The 15,681-nt window shown below is 67.3% G+C and carries 15 protein-coding genes, 1 tRNA gene and 1 riboswitch; of the genes, 4 read left to right on the forward strand and 12 right to left on the reverse strand.

What is annotated here, in order from left to right; all coding sequences use genetic code 11:
* The coding region (locus tag BLU54_RS21055; RefSeq protein WP_139169789.1) for an MFS transporter at positions 1-886 on the forward strand (886 nt) is incomplete at its 5' end.
* A gap of 162 nt (positions 887-1,048) precedes the next feature.
* On the opposite strand, the gene BLU54_RS21060 is transcribed toward BLU54_RS21055, so the two are convergent.
* The 3 genes from BLU54_RS21060 to BLU54_RS21070 all read right to left on the reverse strand — a co-directional run bounded on the left by BLU54_RS21060 (position 1,049) and on the right by BLU54_RS21070 (position 3,761).
* Positions 1,049-2,077, reverse strand: coding sequence for a threonine/serine dehydratase (locus BLU54_RS21060; RefSeq protein ID WP_091912980.1), 1,029 nt, complete (start codon positions 2,075-2,077; stop codon positions 1,049-1,051).
* Between the two features lie 10 nt (positions 2,078-2,087).
* Positions 2,088-2,501 carry a RidA family protein gene (locus BLU54_RS21065; protein WP_235838068.1) on the reverse strand — a complete coding sequence of 138 codons (414 nt, stop codon included), beginning with the start codon at positions 2,499-2,501 and terminating at the stop codon, positions 2,088-2,090.
* 270 nt (positions 2,502-2,771) lie between these two features.
* Positions 2,772-3,761 carry a helix-turn-helix transcriptional regulator gene (locus BLU54_RS21070; protein WP_091912748.1) on the reverse strand — a complete coding sequence of 330 codons (990 nt, stop codon included), beginning with the start codon at positions 3,759-3,761 and terminating at the stop codon, positions 2,772-2,774.
* Between the two features lie 163 nt (positions 3,762-3,924).
* Here BLU54_RS21070 and BLU54_RS21075 point away from each other — a divergent pair, with 163 nt between their 5' ends.
* Positions 3,925-4,143: a hypervirulence associated TUDOR domain-containing protein gene (locus tag BLU54_RS21075; protein WP_091912750.1), complete on the forward strand. Its 219-nt coding sequence runs from the start codon at positions 3,925-3,927 to the stop codon at positions 4,141-4,143.
* Positions 4,144-4,351: 208 nt separating this feature from the next.
* A complete protein-coding gene (locus BLU54_RS21080) occupies positions 4,352-5,008 on the forward strand; it encodes a MarC family protein (protein WP_091912752.1) in 657 nt (218 codons plus the stop codon).
* 24 nt (positions 5,009-5,032) lie between these two features.
* Here the strand turns inward: BLU54_RS21080 and BLU54_RS21085 are convergent, their stop codons facing one another.
* The 5 genes from BLU54_RS21085 to BLU54_RS21105 all read right to left on the reverse strand — a co-directional run bounded on the left by BLU54_RS21085 (position 5,033) and on the right by BLU54_RS21105 (position 10,442).
* The gene (locus BLU54_RS21085) at positions 5,033-5,839 is read right to left on the reverse strand and encodes a serine hydrolase (protein ID WP_235838069.1); all 807 of its coding nucleotides are present in this window, start codon (positions 5,837-5,839) and stop codon (positions 5,033-5,035) included.
* 546 nt (positions 5,840-6,385) lie between these two features.
* Positions 6,386-7,531 (reverse strand): alginate O-acetyltransferase AlgX-related protein, encoded by a 1,146-nt coding sequence (locus BLU54_RS21090; RefSeq protein WP_091912754.1) that lies wholly within the window; start codon positions 7,529-7,531, stop codon positions 6,386-6,388.
* Positions 7,532-7,537: 6 nt separating this feature from the next.
* Complete coding sequence (locus BLU54_RS21095) at positions 7,538-9,043, reverse strand: MBOAT family O-acyltransferase (protein WP_091912756.1); 1,506 nt, start codon at positions 9,041-9,043, stop codon at positions 7,538-7,540.
* Positions 9,044-9,045: 2 nt separating this feature from the next.
* Positions 9,046-9,696, reverse strand: coding sequence for a cell division protein FtsQ (locus BLU54_RS21100; RefSeq protein WP_139169790.1), 651 nt, complete (start codon positions 9,694-9,696; stop codon positions 9,046-9,048).
* An 86-nt stretch (positions 9,697-9,782) separates the two neighbouring features.
* Positions 9,783-10,442 (reverse strand): SGNH/GDSL hydrolase family protein, encoded by a 660-nt coding sequence (locus tag BLU54_RS21105; RefSeq protein WP_091912983.1) that lies wholly within the window; start codon positions 10,440-10,442, stop codon positions 9,783-9,785.
* Between the two features lie 367 nt (positions 10,443-10,809).
* Here BLU54_RS21105 and BLU54_RS21110 point away from each other — a divergent pair, with 367 nt between their 5' ends.
* Positions 10,810-12,318 (forward strand): hypothetical protein, encoded by a 1,509-nt coding sequence (locus tag BLU54_RS21110; RefSeq protein ID WP_091912760.1) that lies wholly within the window; start codon positions 10,810-10,812, stop codon positions 12,316-12,318.
* Between the two features lie 347 nt (positions 12,319-12,665).
* On the opposite strand, the gene BLU54_RS21115 is transcribed toward BLU54_RS21110, so the two are convergent.
* The 4 genes from BLU54_RS21115 to BLU54_RS21130 form a co-directional block, all read right to left on the reverse strand.
* Positions 12,666-13,067 carry a hypothetical protein gene (locus BLU54_RS21115; protein ID WP_235838070.1) on the reverse strand — a complete coding sequence of 134 codons (402 nt, stop codon included), beginning with the start codon at positions 13,065-13,067 and terminating at the stop codon, positions 12,666-12,668.
* Complete coding sequence (locus BLU54_RS21120) at positions 13,064-14,434, reverse strand: voltage-gated chloride channel family protein (protein WP_091912764.1); 1,371 nt, start codon at positions 14,432-14,434, stop codon at positions 13,064-13,066. The genes BLU54_RS21115 and BLU54_RS21120 overlap by 4 nt, the downstream gene beginning before the upstream one ends.
* Positions 14,435-14,516: 82 nt before the next feature.
* Positions 14,517-14,586: riboswitch (Fluoride riboswitch) on the reverse strand.
* 360 nt (positions 14,587-14,946) lie between these two features.
* Positions 14,947-15,022: transfer RNA gene (locus BLU54_RS21125), tRNA-Thr, on the reverse strand.
* An 18-nt stretch (positions 15,023-15,040) separates the two neighbouring features.
* Positions 15,041-15,577, reverse strand: a complete 537-nt coding sequence (locus tag BLU54_RS21130; RefSeq protein ID WP_091912766.1) for a ClpXP protease specificity-enhancing factor — start codon at positions 15,575-15,577, stop codon at positions 15,041-15,043.
* Between the last annotated feature and the right edge of the window lie 104 nt (positions 15,578-15,681).

Genomic DNA, 15,681 nt, shown 5'->3' on the forward strand with positions numbered 1-15,681 from the left:
CGGCGGCGAGTTCGGCAGCGCCACCGCCTTCATGGCCGAGCACGCCCAGCACCGCCGCGGTTTCTTCTCCAGCTTCCAGGTCGCCAGCCAGGGCCTGACCACGCTGCTCGCCGCGCTCTTCGGCGTCACGCTCACCAGCAACCTCGACGCCGCGCAGATGGCCAGTTGGGGCTGGCGCGTGCCGTTCTTCTTCGGCCTGATCATCGGCCCGGTGGCGTACTACATCCGACGCCACACCACCGAGACACCGGCCTTCCTGGCAAGCGAGCGCAGCGAGGCGCCGCTGCGCGAGGCGCTCTCGCACAACGGCCGACGCATCGTGTACGGCGTGGGCGCGGTGATCCTGGCGACCGTGGCAACCTATCTGGTGCTGTACATGCCGTCCTATGCGGTGCGCCAGCTCGGCCTGCCGGCCAGCGTCGCGTTCGCCGCCACGCTCGCCACCGGACTGGTGCAGATGATCGGCTCGCCGATCGCCGGGCGGCTCTCGGACACGCACGGCCGCACGCGCATCATGCTGCCCGCGGCCATCGTACTGCTGGTGCTGGTCTATCCGATGTTCGCGCTGCTGCACAACCATCCGAGCCTGGGCACGCTGCTGTTCGTGCAGGTGATCCTCGGCGTGGTGCTGAGCGCGTACTTCGGACCGCTGCCGGCGCTGCTCTCGGAGCTGTTCCCGACGCGTACCCGCACCACCGGCATGTCGCTGGCGTACAACGTGTCGGTGACGATCTTCGGCGGCTTCGCGCCGTTCATCATCACCTGGCTGATCGCCACCACCGGCAACGCGCTCGCGCCGAGCTTCTACGTGATCGCCGCGGCCGTGATCAGCGCCCTCGCGGTGGCCGCGATCGGCCGCACCGGCTGGCTGACGCGCCAGCCCTGAGATAAGAGGCGGCGCGGCAAGTGAAGACTGACGGGCGAAGTGCCCGTCGGTTCGTTCGCTTGTCTGGACGACGTCCGGCCTCTGGCCGGTACCTCGTGCGGCGCCGGTGGCGCCTGGGACCAAGGGGCCGCCGCGAGCGGTGCGCCCCTCCTGCGCCAGGCCTCAGTCGAGCAGGGCGGTGCCGCGTTCGAGAAGCGTGCCGAACGTCACACGATCGATGTTGGCGCCGCAGACGATCACCCCAACCCGGCGGCCCGCCAACCGCTCGCGCAGCGGTCCCAGCAGCGCTGCAAGCGCCGCGGCGGCGGCGGGCTCGACGGCCAGCTTGCCATCCTGAAACAGCACGGCCAGCGCACGACGGATTTCGTCGTCCGAGACCGTGACCAGCCCGTCCAGGTAGCGCCGGCACAGGGCGTACGACATCGGCAACGTCATCGGCGGCGCCAGGCTGTCGGCGATGGTGGTCGACGGACGCGGCATCCGCACCGGTTCACCGGCGTCGAAACTGCGCCGCATCACGTCGGCATCTTCCGGTTCCACCCCGAATACCTCGCAGGTCGGACGGAAGATCTTGGTCGCCGCGGCCACCCCGCTCGCCAACCCGCCGCCGCCGATCGCCACGATCACCGCATCGAGATCGGCAACCTGCTCGACAAATTCGAGACCAAGCGTGGCCGTGCCCAGCGAGGTGCGCGGGCCTTCGAACGGATGGATCATCGTTCGCCCTTCCTCGGCAATCAAACGCTCCATCTCGGCGAATGCCGACTGGCCGTCCGGTTGCAGGATGAGTTCCGCGCCATAGCTGCGCGCCGCGGCGAGCCGCTGCGGATTGGCACTGGCCTGCACGACGATCTTCGCGCTGGCGCCGATCTCGCGCGCCGCGAACGCAGCGGCCACCGCATGGTTGCCGGCGCTGACCGCGGTCACGCCACGGGCGCGCTCCTCGTCGGTGAAATGCCTCGCGACGTTGAGCGCGCCGCGCGCCTTGAACGTGCCGGTTTTCTGGAACAGTTCGAGCTTCATCCACACGTCGGCATCCGGTCCAAGCAGTTTTTCGACGTGGCGCCCGGACAGCGGCGCGACCGGCGTGTCGACGATGCGGCCGCGCAGGGCCTGCGCGGTCTCACGGATGGTGTCGGCGTTGATGGCGGCGCTGATGGCGGCGTCAGTGGCGGCAAGCGTATCGGTCATGACAGGATCCTCAGGCATTGGAAATGGCAGCCAGCGGGCGCTGTGCGACCGCCTCGATCTCAACCAACGCGCCGGGCACCATCAGGTCGGCGCGCACGGTCGAGCGGCTGGGCAGCGTCAGCCCGCGCAGTTCCTCTCCGTAGGCCGCGTCGAACGCGGCGAAATCGTCGACCCGGCTCAGCCAGACCGTGGTCTTCACGAGGTCGGCAAGGGACAAGCCTTGCGTGCCGAGCATGGCCTCGATGCGCTTCAGGCATACACGGGTCTGCTCGACGACATCCGCGCCGATGATCTGAAACTGGTCGTCGAACGCCATCTGTCCAGACACGAAGACCAAGCCGGCGGCTTCGCGGGTGGGCGAGAACCGGGGCATGCGGCGCGGGACAGTGTTCTGCACGGATGGGGCGGCGGTCATGAGCGGCATCGGAAAGGAGGTGATTGGCGGGACTGCAGCGGCCGAAGGATGGCGCAGCGGCGACCACCGGAGCGGCGGAGTGACACGATTGGACACCGGCGGCGACCGCCGCGCGTGCGTCCTGCTCCGCTGTGGCGCGCAACGGCCTCGCCGTCGGCAAGGCAACGACCGCTCATTTTGCAAGCAACGCCGCCGGCCGGCCTTTGCGCAAGCGCGCCATCGCTTATGCGCACCGGCAGCGTGACAATCGTCGAACGGACGCGGCGCGCCGGCCAGGAATCAGCGGCCGTGCCGCACGGCGCTCGGCAAGATGCCGAAATGGCGCTTAAACGCCGTCGCGAAATTGCCCGGATGGCGATAGCCGACTTCCAGCGCGACACTGGTCACCGAGACATTCTCGTCGGCCAGCAGGCGGTGGGCGCGCGCCATCCGCGCGGCCTCGACATATTCGCTGATCGTCAGCCCGTGCACCGCCTTGAACACGCGCATCAGCTTGGCCGGATGCGTGCCGACGCTGCGTGCCAGCGCGGCCAGCGCCGGCGGCTCTTCGAGCGAGGCATCGAGGGCCTCACGGGCCTGCGCCGCAAGGCGCCGATCGTACGGCCGTACCGTCTCGGTGCCGGTCGAATCCCGCACTTGCGAGAAGAACTGGCCCAACAGTTCCAGCGCGCGCGCCTCGATCAGCATCGGCTCGGGACGGGCGCCGAAGAAGTCGTCGAGAATCGCGCGTGCCGCGATGCGCGTGTCCAGCCGCAATTGCAGGTCGAGATCGCAGCGGGCATCGTCGCTGCCGGCGAGGAAGCGCGCCAGCGGCGCCGGCTGCGGGGTCCGGTCGAGGCCATACTCTTCGGCAAGAAACGCCGCCGAGCACGCTACCGTCACCGACTGCTCGCTGACCGCCCCGTCGAAGCGTTCGAGCTTTCGTTCGCCGCGTGGGTGAATCAGCGCCGAGCAGGTCTGCGCGGCGATCGACCGGTCGCAACGTCCAACGCCGACCATGCTCTCGCCCGCCAGCCGCACGTGCATTTTCAGGACGCCGCCGCCCAGTATCGTCTCGACGCCGGGCTCGACGTGGTGCAGCGCCGACGCGCTGACCGACATGCCCGAGCCGACATGCAGGTAGGCGCGCTCACCGGCCACGCCGGGCGACGTGGGCCGTGCGCGCAACAGGCGGCGCCGGCCGAACGTTTCATCCGAAACGAGTTCATAGCCGGTTGGCGCGGCGCCTGCCACGTCGGGAATGCTGCGCGGTACGTCTGCGACGGTCATGAGCCGCTCCGGAAAGATAGACAGAGGATGACCTGTCCGCAGATGACGCGCAAGAGGGAGGCACCCTGCCCGCGCGGGAACGCCGCTTGCGGCCACTCGTCTCGAAAGCCGCGTCGTTCGAACGCGCCGGCCGGCAGGCCGTCCACGCCACCCAGAGGATGCGATGAACCAACGTCTGAAGCCCCACGATCCGGTCGCCTGGCAAACGCCGCAGGGCGAAACCCATGGTCAGGTCACCCGCGTGATCAAGCACGCCACCACCGTGCGCGGCCGGCACGTCGCCGCCTCGCCGGAGGCACCCTCCTACGAAGTGCAAAGCGCGAAGAGCGGCAAGCACGCCGTGCATCGCGCCAGCGCACTCCACAAGCGCAGCGGGCGCTGACCCCTCCGCCACCGGCGCGCAAGCGGCGCCAGGCTGGCTGTGGGCTGCCCAGGGCTGTGGGCTGACGAGGCACGGTCGGCGCGGTCCCGGCATGAGGCCATGCGTCACCGCGTCGTCAAGCCTTCCCGAAATTCCCTCGCCGCGACACAATACGCGGCTCGACATGCCGCGCACGCCGCAGCGGCAGGCGCCCAGGGGAACCAGACGCATGCTGGAAGAATTCTCGACCACCGTCCTGCTGATCGTGGCCGGCCTGTTTCCCATCATCAACCCGCCGGCCGCCGCCTTCATCGTGCTCAGCATCGTGCCGCACGCCAGCCCCGCCGAGCGCGCCGAGCTGGCGCGGCGAATCACCCTCAACAGCCTGGTGCTGCTGCTGGTGTCGCTGTCGGTCGGGGCGTACGTGCTGTCGTTCTTCGGCATTTCGATCCCGGTGCTGCGCGTGGCCGGCGGGGTCGTGATCGCGATGGCAGGCTGGACGCTGCTGCAGTCGCCGGCGGACGACCAGACGGAAGCCGCGCCCAGCGCGGCGCATACCGCATCGCTGCGCGCCAAGGCCTTCTACCCGCTGACGCTGCCGGTGACGGTCGGTCCCGGCGCAATCGCGGTGGCGATCGCGCTCGGCACGGGTCTGCCACGCAGCGGCCTGTCGATGGGCCATCTGATCGGCGTGGTCGTCGCGCTGGCCATCCTGTCCGCGAGCATCTATGTCTGCATGCGCTTCGCCGGCCATCTGAACCGGCTGCTGGGCACGGTCGGCACGCAGGTCGCGATGCGGCTGTTCGCCTTCATCATCTTCTGCATCGGCGTGCAGATCTTCTGGCTGGGCGTCTCGGAACTGATCGGATCGCTGCACCTGCATTGAGGCCGCGCCTGCCGGGGCCGCCGCTCAGGCAACCCGGCCGAGCCAGCGCCGCAGCGTGATCGCGTCCTGGAAATGCGCGTACTGACCGGGGGCACCGAGCAGCACGATCAGATAATCGTGGCCGCGCACCGGCATCGCCAGGACGAGACAATGGCCGGCTTCGTTGGTGAAGCCGGTTTTTTGCAGGCCGATCCGCCAGGACGGATGCGCATGGATCAGCGCGTCGGAATTTCGATACAGCAGCGGGCCGTTGCCGCCGAGCACGCGCTGCTGCTTGTCGGTCGAATAGCGCCGGATCGTCCGATAGCGGTAGGCGGCGCGGGCCATCTTGGCGACGTCGCGAGCGGTCGAGACATTGCGCGGCGACAGTCCGGTCGGATCGACGAAACGCGTGCGCGTCATCTTCAGGCGTTTCGCCTTGCGATTCATCGCGCGCACGAAGGCTGGACGCTTGCCCGGGTAATGGCGGCTCAACGCGGACGCGGCGCGGTTCTCCGACGACATCAGCGCGATGTGCAGCAGCGTGCGCCGCATCAGGATCGACCCCACCGGCAAGCGCGACTTCGACCACTTGAGCCGGTCGACGTCGTCGTTGGTCACCTTCAACGGCGCAAACATCGTCGGCTTGGCATCGAGCGCGACCATGCCTGTCATCAGCTTCGTCAGCGATGCAAGCGGATACACGCGATCGGCGTTCTTCGCATAAAGCGTCCGGCCACTGTTCATGTCGACGACGAAGGCCGCGCGCGAGGTCAACGCCGGGCGCGCAAACGCAGCATGCGCGAGCCGCGATGGCGAGAGCAGCAGCGACAGCAGGATCGCGGCAGCCAACAGCCAGATCGGTAGCGCCGATCGCGACGCACGCTGCGCAGTGTACGGAGCAGGTGGAACCGAGGCAGCAGAGGCGGGACGGATAAAAGACAGGACGGACATCGAGGGCAGCGGAGCGGCGGTCAGGCTGGAGACAAAGCAATGGATGGCAACGCGGCAACCATGCGGAAACCGCGGCAACCGCGGCACGCTGTAATGGCGTTTCCGCCCCCCGCGCGGCGACCCGCCCGCACTTTCACCGATCATGCGTCGCATCATGCATGCGCGGCAGGCCAGCCAGCACGCTTCAATCGCGTCGCGGTCGCGGCTGCAACTGCGCGCGCAGATCGGAGTGCAGGTCTGGCCGCAAGACGGCATCCAAGAAGATCGCGACGCCTGCGTGAGCCATCGTGCAGAGGTGGGCCGCATACCGCGCGCAACAGAGGGACGCGGCCACCCATCACGCGATTATGCCCTAGGGTCGGCCGCTCAAGACAAAATGCGTGACATTGCGGCCGTTGACCGCTGTTGCTGCCGCGACCGACTGCGTTGCAGCGATGGGTCGCGCTACGGTTTCGCCGAGGCTGCGCGGCTTGCCTCGGTGGCCGCCCGCTGCCGGCGCGAGACGATGTCCAGCCATGCCGCTTCGACCGAGTCGAGCGGCGCTTCGAGCGCGCGTTCCGGTATCTCCCACACGATCGCACGCGGCCGGTGCTCGGCGAAGGCGGCGCTGTCGAAGTAGGCGCGCGCGGCAGTGGCGAAGCCGCCGCCGTCCTGCGCGAAGTCGGCGACCGGCGTGCCAGTAGCGTGTTGCAGCCAAGGTAGGAATTGCGAACGATGCGAGAACGACGTACCCACCACGACCAGGGTCGGCGTCCCCGCCTCGCCGAACAGATCGTCGTCCGCGGCCTGCGTCTCGAAAGTGGTTCGCATCGCTTCGTCGGGCCTGGGCTTCAACCATCCAGGCAGGCGCTCGATGCCCGCCAGCCGCACCAGGTCGCCCCACTCGCTCACGGCGGCTTGCCGGCTTGCGACGGTCGCGGCGGATGGGCCGCCGAGCGTCTGCCGCGCGCGCAACCGCACCGCAATCGTGTCCGCCGCCAGCCGACTCCCTGCTTCGTTCCAATGCGTGTCCGTGTGCAGGAAACGCTGCTCGCCCTGCAAGACGGCCGTGAGATCCAGCACATCGACGCCGCCGTCGTGCAGATGGCGCGTCCAGTCCTCGACCCGCGTGGCGATTTCGGGCGGACGACGCAGGCCGCCAAGTCGTGCCGCCACGCTTCGGCTCTTGTCCGGCACGACGGCGACGATCAGTGCGATGCCGGCTGCACGCAACGTACGGTCGAGGGCAAGCACGGCATCCGCGCGCTGGCGCGCGTGCTCGGTGCGCCCCGGAAACAACTGCCATTCCTCGCGCAGGAACAGCCAGTTTTCGTCGCCACGCGCCACTGCCGGACCGAGATCGCGCAGCAACAACCAGCTTACTTCCCGCTGATAGCGAGACAGTCGCTGGGCAAACGGCGTTGCCACCAGCGCGGCACTGAATTGCGCCCGCGCGGCGTCGTCGATGAGGTTGCGCCCGTGCGCCCGCCACGCGGCCGGCAACGCCCCGACGGCGCCCAACAGCCCGGCTGCCATCATCGCGCCGAGCACGACGGCAGGCAGTGCACGCCAAGCGCGCCTGCGAAGCTTGTGCGGGGCCAATGGGTCCATGCGTGCTCAGAACTGAAAATAGAGAAACGGCACCGTGCCGCGGCTTGCGACCAGCGCGACCGAAAGCAGCGCGGCCGCGCAGGTCAGCAACGTGCGGCAGCGCATGGTCGTGCGTCCAGCCAACGCCGCGACCGCCCGGAACGACGCGCCATCGGCTCGTGCCTGTCTTGCACATGCCGGGCGGCGCATGGGGCGGCGCAACGCTGGCAGCAGCACGCCCACGATACCGGCCGCGTAGGCCAACACCACGGGGGTGCGCAGCGCATCCTGCAGCGACACGCTTGGCGGTACAGCCTCCACATGCAGTTGCGCAGCCAGCAAGGCCAGCGCGGTGTGCAGGTCGGGAGACCTGAACAGGGTCCAGCACATCATCACGAACAGGAGGGTCAACGCATGGGCGCACAGTGTCGGCAAGCGCAGGCCGCTGGCGCGCCAGCCGTGCACGACGATCAGTCCGAGACCGTGCGCGACGCCCCAATACAGAAAATTCCAGCTGTCCGCGCCATGCCACAGGCCGCCCAGCGCCATCGTCGCGAGCAGGTTCGCGGCGGTTCGTATCGGCCCGCGCCGACTGCCACCCAGCGGGATATAAAGATAGTCGCGCAGCCAGCTCGACAGCGAGATGTGCCAGCGCCGCCAGAAACCTGCCAGATCGGCTGCCAGATAGGGCGCCGCGAAATTCTCGGGGAATCGGAACCCCAGCATCGTGCCAATGCCGATGGCCATCGCGCTATAGCCCGCGAAGTCGAAATACAGCTGCAGCGTGTAGGCAAGGCAACCAAGCCAGGCATCCGCGAAACGCGGCGCATCCATCCCGAAAACCTGGGCGACCACCGGTGCGAGCGTGTCGGCAACGAGCACTTTCATCGCCAGTCCGACCATGAAGCGGCGCGAGCCCGCACACAGGTTGCGCCAGCGCAGCCTGCGATGCCGCAACCGACGGCGAATCCAGTCGTAGCGGATGATCGGGCCGGCCACCAGATGCCCGAACATTGCAAGATAGGTGGCGAAAGCGATCGGCCGACGCTCGGCGCGAAATCGCCCGCGCCGGATGTCGACCAGATACGAAATGATCTGCAGCACCGTGAATGACAGTCCGATCGGCAGCACGATACGCTGCCATGCAAGCGGCGCCGCGCCATGCAGCGTCGCGAGCCGCGCCACCGTTTCCATCACGATGTTCGCGTACTTGAACCACGCGAGCACGGCCAGGTTCGCTACGATCAGCGCCGCGAGCAGCACGCCGCTGCGTCGGCGCGAGCCCACTCCCGACCTGCCTGCGCTACCCGCTTCGCGCTCGGCCCGGCAGACCCGGTCGAGCGCAAGTCCCGACAGCCACGCGCACACCGTAAGCATGACGAACAGCAGCAGAAACGCTGGATGCCACCAGCCGTAGAACAGCCAGCTAGACAGCAGCAACGTCAGGTTGCGTTGGCGAGCCGGCGTCAGCGCATAGGCCAGCAGCGCCAGCGGCAGGAAAACCGTCAGGAAGGGCAGCGACGCAAAGACCACGGTCAGTGCGCGATCCCGTCGCGTCCGCCGATCAACGTCGCACCGTCTCGCCCCGGAATCAGAAACACGCTGTAGCGCTGCCCCGCCTGCAATTGGCCGAGATCGAGCGGTGCGCCGACGGCACGACCGTCGCAACGTGCTTGCACGGTCAGACGCACCGGGTTCACCGCCCGTCTCGCGACGCTGCCCGGCCCCTGTTTGTCGAAAACGGCGCGTTGTCCCGGCACGGCAGTCAACCCTGCCTGTTCGCATCCCGCGACCGTGTAGAACGCCAACGATGCGTGCAGGCCGTCGAACGGCACGCCGGCCTCCACGAACGACGTGCTGCGCAAGCCGCCGTCGGCCGCGCGCCACGCCACCGACGATGCCAGTGCGCCGGCGCGGAGCGTCAGGCCGATCGCGCTGCGCTGCGTGCCATCGCGCCATGCGCCGTTCATCGGTGCATCGGCACGCGCCGGCTGGTAGTCGCCGATCGGCGCCGCAGGCGACAATGAGAGGGAAGCGCCGTTCGCACTGGTCACCGTGAGGGTCTGCGCATCCGCATTGACGAAGCGCACCAGCGCAACGTCGCGCGCCGGCCCTGTCTCGTAGAGCTGCGGTGCGGCGGTCGCCGCCAGCGGGCTGCACAACAGCAGCGCAGCGGTGTGCGACACGCGGCGCCCCACCCGGCGCGCGGGTGCGCGGCTTGCGCCGACCGCCGGGGTCGGCGTCCCGGGTCCACGGCGAGCGGCGGTGTGGTTCATCGACGCGCGACCGACGGCAACGTGACCACCGCATGCGCGATGGCATCGCCCCAGGCCCGATAGCCAGCCGCGGTGAAATGCTGGCCATCGATCGTCGGCCACTGGCCGCGGCGCGACATCTTCAGCGAGTCGATGAAGGTGCATGGCGCAACATTCGCGGCGAGAAACTGGCTCATGACCTCGGCACGCGCATAGGTCTTGCCGAACTTGCCGCCCTCCTGCCCCCAGGCCGGTCCTACCCATGCGCATTGGGTGCCGGTCTTGCCAATCGCACCGGTCAACGTGGAAACCTGCTGCCACGCCCAGTTCATCGGGAAATCAACTTGCTGATAGGCAGCCATCGTATCGCCCATCACGACCAGCACAAGATTCGGGTGCTCCGCATCGATCAGTTGCGCGACCGGCACGGTGTGGGCTTGCGCACCCGACGTCATTGTTGCCGGACGGTTGCCGACGCGTTCGGCACTGCCGCACTCACCGTTGACGCGGACGGTCCAGTCCGCCGGCTGCACGCCGCAGACACCGATGCTGTGGACTTTCGCGCCCTGTCGAGTCAAGGCGTCGTGCAGCGAGCCAATCAGGTAGTTCGGCTGGGCCAGATGGCTGTCCCCAATCAAGAGGATCGACAAGCCGGCCAGGAGAGATGCGACTGCCATGGACCTTCCTAGGTTTTTTTGTTGCCAGCGATTATAGGCGCGTGAGACGACGTAATCGATCGGAAACGACGGCAACGGCGCGATCGGCAGCCGCGCGCCGCAGAGGATGCGGCGGACGTGCGAACGCGGCGTGCGAACGCGACGTGCGGATCGACTGTCAGTCGCGCCAGCAAGGCGGCGCGGCGCCGGCGTGGCACGCCTCGCCGACCGCGCACCGCCGCTTGCCTCGTCGACGCTAGCCGCTTTGCCGTAGCCGGACATACGCCCAACGGATATAAACAGCCATCCACGCGCGGCGGCGGCCGCAGACCCCGCCATGGCGCCGCGCCGACGCGCCCATTCAATAGCAAGACAGGAAGCAATCGGCATGGAAAGTTCTGCAGTCGGATCGGTGGCGTGGTTGTACGGCCTCGCGCAAGTCAAGGGTGGCGTTCGCCGGCGCGACCTGGCCAACGCGATCCAGGCCGCGCGCAATGCGCCCTCCGAAGCGGCGGGATGGTCCGGACCGTCGGACGGCGCCGACGCTGCCGACGCGATGCGCCAGATCGACTATCTGGCGGGTATCGCAATCGTTCAGCATGCCGGGCGGTTGGCGCACAAGCACGCGCTGCTGCGAGAACTGGCTGTCCGCGTCGCGTCACCGAATGTCGCGCCGCGGATGACCGACGCGCCGGCTGACGCCGCGGCTCATTCGGGAGCATGCGCGGCGGCATCTTCGCGAACTCATTCGGCGACTCATTCGGCAACTCATTCGGGGGCTCGTCCGAAGGCTGATTCGGAAGCTCGCGCAGCGGCGCATGCGACACCGCGCGCCCACGACGATGAGTGGCTCCGCGCCCCGCTTGCCGGACGTGCAGCGGCTACCGTTTCATGCCCGACGCTGGACAGGATGGGCGCGCTCGCCCAGGACGCCGGCGACGCCGCGCTGCAGGCCTCGCTGCGCTTCGAGCACTTCCCGATCAAGCCGACTACGCCGATGGCGTCGGGGTCCACGTCGCTCGCGACATCGACCTCCACGCTGCCCGACTCCGCGTCGGCCGCACCTTCGGGTGCGTCGTCCTATACGACCGCGCCTGCTGCGGGAAGTGCGTGCGACAAAGTCATCGTGGCTGACAAACCCGGCGCCCGGCCACGTGCGAGCGAGCGTCGCGCTGGCGTCGATTGCGCCCCGCAAGACGAGGGCGAGACGTCGACGATCCGTCGCCTGTCAGACCGCCTGCTGACGGCGCTCGGCATAGGCAGGCGTCGTACTGCCTTCGACCGGGAAGAGCGGCGGTGCCGGGGCCTCAGCTGGAACAAGGTCGATTTCGAGACGCTGACGAGCGACGCGTCCGTGCGCACGCGCGGCCTCGGCTCGCGCACCGAAGCGAGCGACGCTGACGTTAACACTGACAGTAACACTGACGGTAACGCTGACGCCGGAGCTGACGATACCGCGGTCGGCACGTCGGCCTCCGGCGTGTCAGCGGACGGGCACCCATACGATCCGGCTCGGTCGGCCGCATCGGCCGCATCGGCCGCGGGACATGTGACGCGCCACTCCGTCAATACCAATCCTGCGATGCCGAGCATGCGTGGCGAGACAGACGCGACGGGCGCGTCGCGCGATGCGAAGCGTGTCGATGCCACGGGCGCGGCTGCGGTGATGGATGCAACGATGGGTGCAGCGATGGATGCAAGCAGGCGCCACGCGCTCGGCGACGAGCCGCCGGCCCCGGCCCAGGCGCTGTCGCCATGGCTTACGGCGAGTCCGGATGCCAAGCTGAATGCCCGCGTGGCAGAGGCGCTTCGACAGCTTGACGAGGCATGCCGCACCCCTTCGCCGCCACCGCGCCGCCGCCCACGCATCGCGCGTTCGCGGGAAAGGTTGATCTGAACGTGCGGCACGCCAGAGCGGTCGGCGCCGCACCGCTCAGGCATTGCTGACGCACCCGGAGTCAGTCGTCGGCGATTGAACCTCGGCGCGCTAGCTCAGCTCGGTGGACTGCATGCGTCCGGCATCCTAAACGTTCCCTGCAGGCGTACGGAGCGCACGACGACAGCCACGCGACGAGCACGCTCGATGCCTGACGGGACCGGCTCGATCTCGGATCCTTCCGTGTCATTCTCGTCTCCCGGGGCCGCCGCGCCGCTTATGTCGGCATCCTCGGTTGACGCGAATGCGCTTCAGCGCCGTCCGCCACCGGCTGGCCGGGCAGCGGGTACATGCGCGGCCATTCACAATCAGCTCGCCTTGCGCGCACGAGCCGCATGCATAGCTCGATCGTGACCGAGCGGCAACTCGCACAGAAACAGAACCGCATGAACCTTGCGCAGTTCGTCGGCATGTTCAAGCATGAACTCGCGCAAGCGCTGCTCGGTGTCCAACAATTCCAGGCATTGCGGATGCCGCATGCCGGTCAATTCCGGGTGAAGATGCGACAGCCGTTCCCCAGGCAGGTAGCCAGAGCTGACCTGATGCAGCACGGCTTGCTGGATGTTGGCTGCCTTGGCCACCGTTAGGAGATGGTGCGCCAGTGCCGGCGCGTTCAAGTGATGCCAGAAGCGCGTGGCCTTGGCTTTGGTGGCGACCGGAAAATACAGCCGCAATGCGGCAACGTGCAACGGATTCATTTGCGAGATCATCGAAGGTCTTTCTTGCGCATGACAGCCGATCCGGTTTCATCCGCCGGAGTGGGCGGCGACGCGTCCGCCGGCCCGTTCCTTCGCTTGTCGACATGCGCCAGATCGGCAATGCGTAACGCTTCGGGAGAGCTGCGCCGATATCGGCTGTGTTTGCCATGGCCGACGCGCTGGGCGTGATAGATGCCGGTGTGCCCTGAGAACAAATACGCCGTAAAACAGCCGATGGCGGCAAGAGGGCCAACTTCTGCGCCGAACAGCTCGATCGCCATGAGTGTCGTGGCGACGGGCGTGTTGGCAGCCCCGGCGAACACAGCGACGAAGCCGATGCCAGCGAGCATGGCGAACGGCAGATGCAGCAGCGGCGCCAACGCATTGCCCAGCGTTGCGCCGATGTAGAACAACGGCGTAACTTCCCCGCCCTTGAAGCCCGTGCCAAGCGAGACGACCGTAAATCCGAGTTTGCCGAGAAAGTCCCACGGTGCCATCGGTTTCTCGAAGGAGCGCACGATGTCAGGAATGCCTAAGCCAATGTAGCGGTAAGCATCAAGCGCCCACACCGCCGTGGCGATGACGATGCCGCCAGCGGCGGGACGCAGCGGCGCATAAGTGATGTGGCGTTTGACCAACCCGCTGAGCTTGTGAGTGGCGTTGGCGAACACCATGCCAACGAGGCCGAACACAATGCCGGCGGCAACCACGGCAAGTACACTCCACACGCGGACCGGCACGATTTCGCGGATTGCGTAATGCGTGTGATGAACGCCCCAGGCCAGACAGACCTGATCGGCGAGAATGCCGGCAAGGACGCATGGGAACAGTGCGTCATAACGCATGCGCCCGATAGCGAGGACTTCGAGGCCGAACACCGCCCCTGCCAGCGGCGTACCGAACACCGATGCGAAGCCCGCACTGATGCCGGCCATCAAGAGGATGCCGCGATCGGCGTGCTTCATGCGAAACACGTGGGTGAGCTGGTCGGCCAGTGCGCCGCCCATCTGCACGGCGGTCCCTTCGCGGCCGACCGATGCCCCGAACAAATGTGAAACGACCGTACCACCCAGGACCAGCGGCGCCATGCGCAAGGGCACGACTTTCTTCGGGTCGTGAATCTCGTCAATGATTAGGTTGTTGCCGCCATCGACTGTCTTGCCCAATAAATGATAGATGCACCCGACACCGCAACCGGCGACCGGCAGCAGCCAAACGACCCAGTGGTGCGCTTCTCGCCAAGCTGTGGCGTGATCGAGGGAAACCAAAAAGAAGGCGGAGGCGGTGCCTGCCAGAAAGGCGACAACGCTGGCGATGACGAGCCACTTGCCGATGTAGGGCAATAGCTCAAGTTGTTCGAGTCGGCGAAATCCGCGCATTGGTCGTGTCTGCTCGAGTGAATCGTGCTGACCAACGGCAGGGGATGCGGGAGCGAGTGCCTACAGCCCCGACCGAGATCAGGTGTCTGTAGGCGTCATCAGCAGCCGGTAAAGGCTGCGGTTGAAGGAGGAACGCCATCTCCTCTTTCAACTCTAGCATATCTTGCTGTTGCAAGACGCCGCTGACCGCCCGTTCACGTTGTCCCCGCGGAAGCACCGATGAGCAAGCGGACGACAGATGACGTCACGCAGTGGACAGCGTGGCGACCGGGGCCTTCGTCGCGAACAAGGTAGGCTCATGCGAGGGACGCACCGCCGGGGCGGCGGAAGCGTCGGATCGCCTGGCATCAAGCACGGCAGGGTGCCGACGAAGGTGATCGGCCTCGCACCAGCGACATGCGCGCCGCCGCTGGCAAGCAGCATCGAAATCTCGGCGCGATGCCGCAGTGATAATGCTCGCCACCTATAAAAGCAAACGGGTTACGCGAATATCGCGTAACCCGTCTCGTGTTTGGTGCCGGCTGCAGGACTCGAACCCGCCACCTGATGATTACAAATCAACTGCTCTACCAGATGAGCTAAGCCGGCTGAGTCGAGGATTCTACCCTATTTGATTACCTTCAGATGTGGCCGGCCGCCTGGTTTGGCCGGCTCGCCGTCGGGTGGACCATCGCTGCTCGGCGGGCCGTCGCCGCCATCGCCGCCATCGCCGCCATCGCCGCCATCGCCGGTACCCGGCACTTCGGCCAGATGCACGCTCGGCCGCTCAGACGGCGGAGGGGCGATCGGGGTGTCGTCGAGATGCGCTTCCGCCTCGTTGCCGGCTTCGCCCTCTTCAACCGGGAAGGCCATGCCCTGGCCGTTTTCGCGCGCGTAGATCGCGAGCACATTGCTGACCGGGATTTCGAGTTTGTACGGCGTGCCGCCGAAGCGGGCATTGAACTGGATCCAGTCGTTGTCGATCTGCAGTTGGCCCGTCGCATCGTAACTGACGTTCAGCACGATCTCGCCATTCGAGACGAATTGCTGGGGCACCTGCGTGCGATTGTCGACGCGCACCGCGATATACGGCGTGTAGCCGTTGTCGGTGCACCATTCATGCAGCGCGCGCAGCATGTAAGGCTTGGTCGATGTCTCCGCCATGCTGTCCTCCCTCGGACGGTTGCTCACTCCCACGGAGCGCTTCGAGCGAAAGGGCGCCGTGCGCCCTTTCTCCTTGACTGCGGGCCGATCCCTTGCGGGATGGC

Source organism: Chitinasiproducens palmae (assembly GCF_900095735.1).
GTDB classification, from domain to species: Bacteria; Pseudomonadota; Gammaproteobacteria; order Burkholderiales; family Burkholderiaceae; genus Chitinasiproducens; species Chitinasiproducens palmae.

Excerpts from the sequence above, each read along its gene's own strand:
- BLU54_RS21060 (WP_091912980.1), bottom strand. The coding sequence starts at position 2,077 with ATGACCGATACGCTTGCCGCCACTGACGCCGCCATCAGCGCCGCCATC.
- BLU54_RS21065 (WP_235838068.1), bottom strand. The coding sequence starts at position 2,501 with ATGCCGCTCATGACCGCCGCCCCATCCGTGCAGAACACTGTCCCGCGC.
- BLU54_RS21070 (WP_091912748.1), bottom strand. The coding sequence starts at position 3,761 with ATGACCGTCGCAGACGTACCGCGCAGCATTCCCGACGTGGCAGGCGCC.
- BLU54_RS21075 (WP_091912750.1), top strand. The coding sequence starts at position 3,925 with ATGAACCAACGTCTGAAGCCCCACGATCCGGTCGCCTGGCAAACGCCG.
- BLU54_RS21080 (WP_091912752.1), top strand. The coding sequence starts at position 4,352 with ATGCTGGAAGAATTCTCGACCACCGTCCTGCTGATCGTGGCCGGCCTG.
- BLU54_RS21090 (WP_091912754.1), bottom strand. The coding sequence starts at position 7,531 with ATGGACCCATTGGCCCCGCACAAGCTTCGCAGGCGCGCTTGGCGTGCA.
- BLU54_RS21105 (WP_091912983.1), bottom strand. The coding sequence starts at position 10,442 with ATGGCAGTCGCATCTCTCCTGGCCGGCTTGTCGATCCTCTTGATTGGG.
- BLU54_RS21110 (WP_091912760.1), top strand. The coding sequence starts at position 10,810 with ATGGAAAGTTCTGCAGTCGGATCGGTGGCGTGGTTGTACGGCCTCGCG.
- BLU54_RS21115 (WP_235838070.1), bottom strand. The coding sequence starts at position 13,067 with ATGATCTCGCAAATGAATCCGTTGCACGTTGCCGCATTGCGGCTGTAT.
- BLU54_RS21120 (WP_091912764.1), bottom strand. The coding sequence starts at position 14,434 with ATGCGCGGATTTCGCCGACTCGAACAACTTGAGCTATTGCCCTACATC.
- BLU54_RS21130 (WP_091912766.1), bottom strand. The coding sequence starts at position 15,577 with ATGGCGGAGACATCGACCAAGCCTTACATGCTGCGCGCGCTGCATGAA.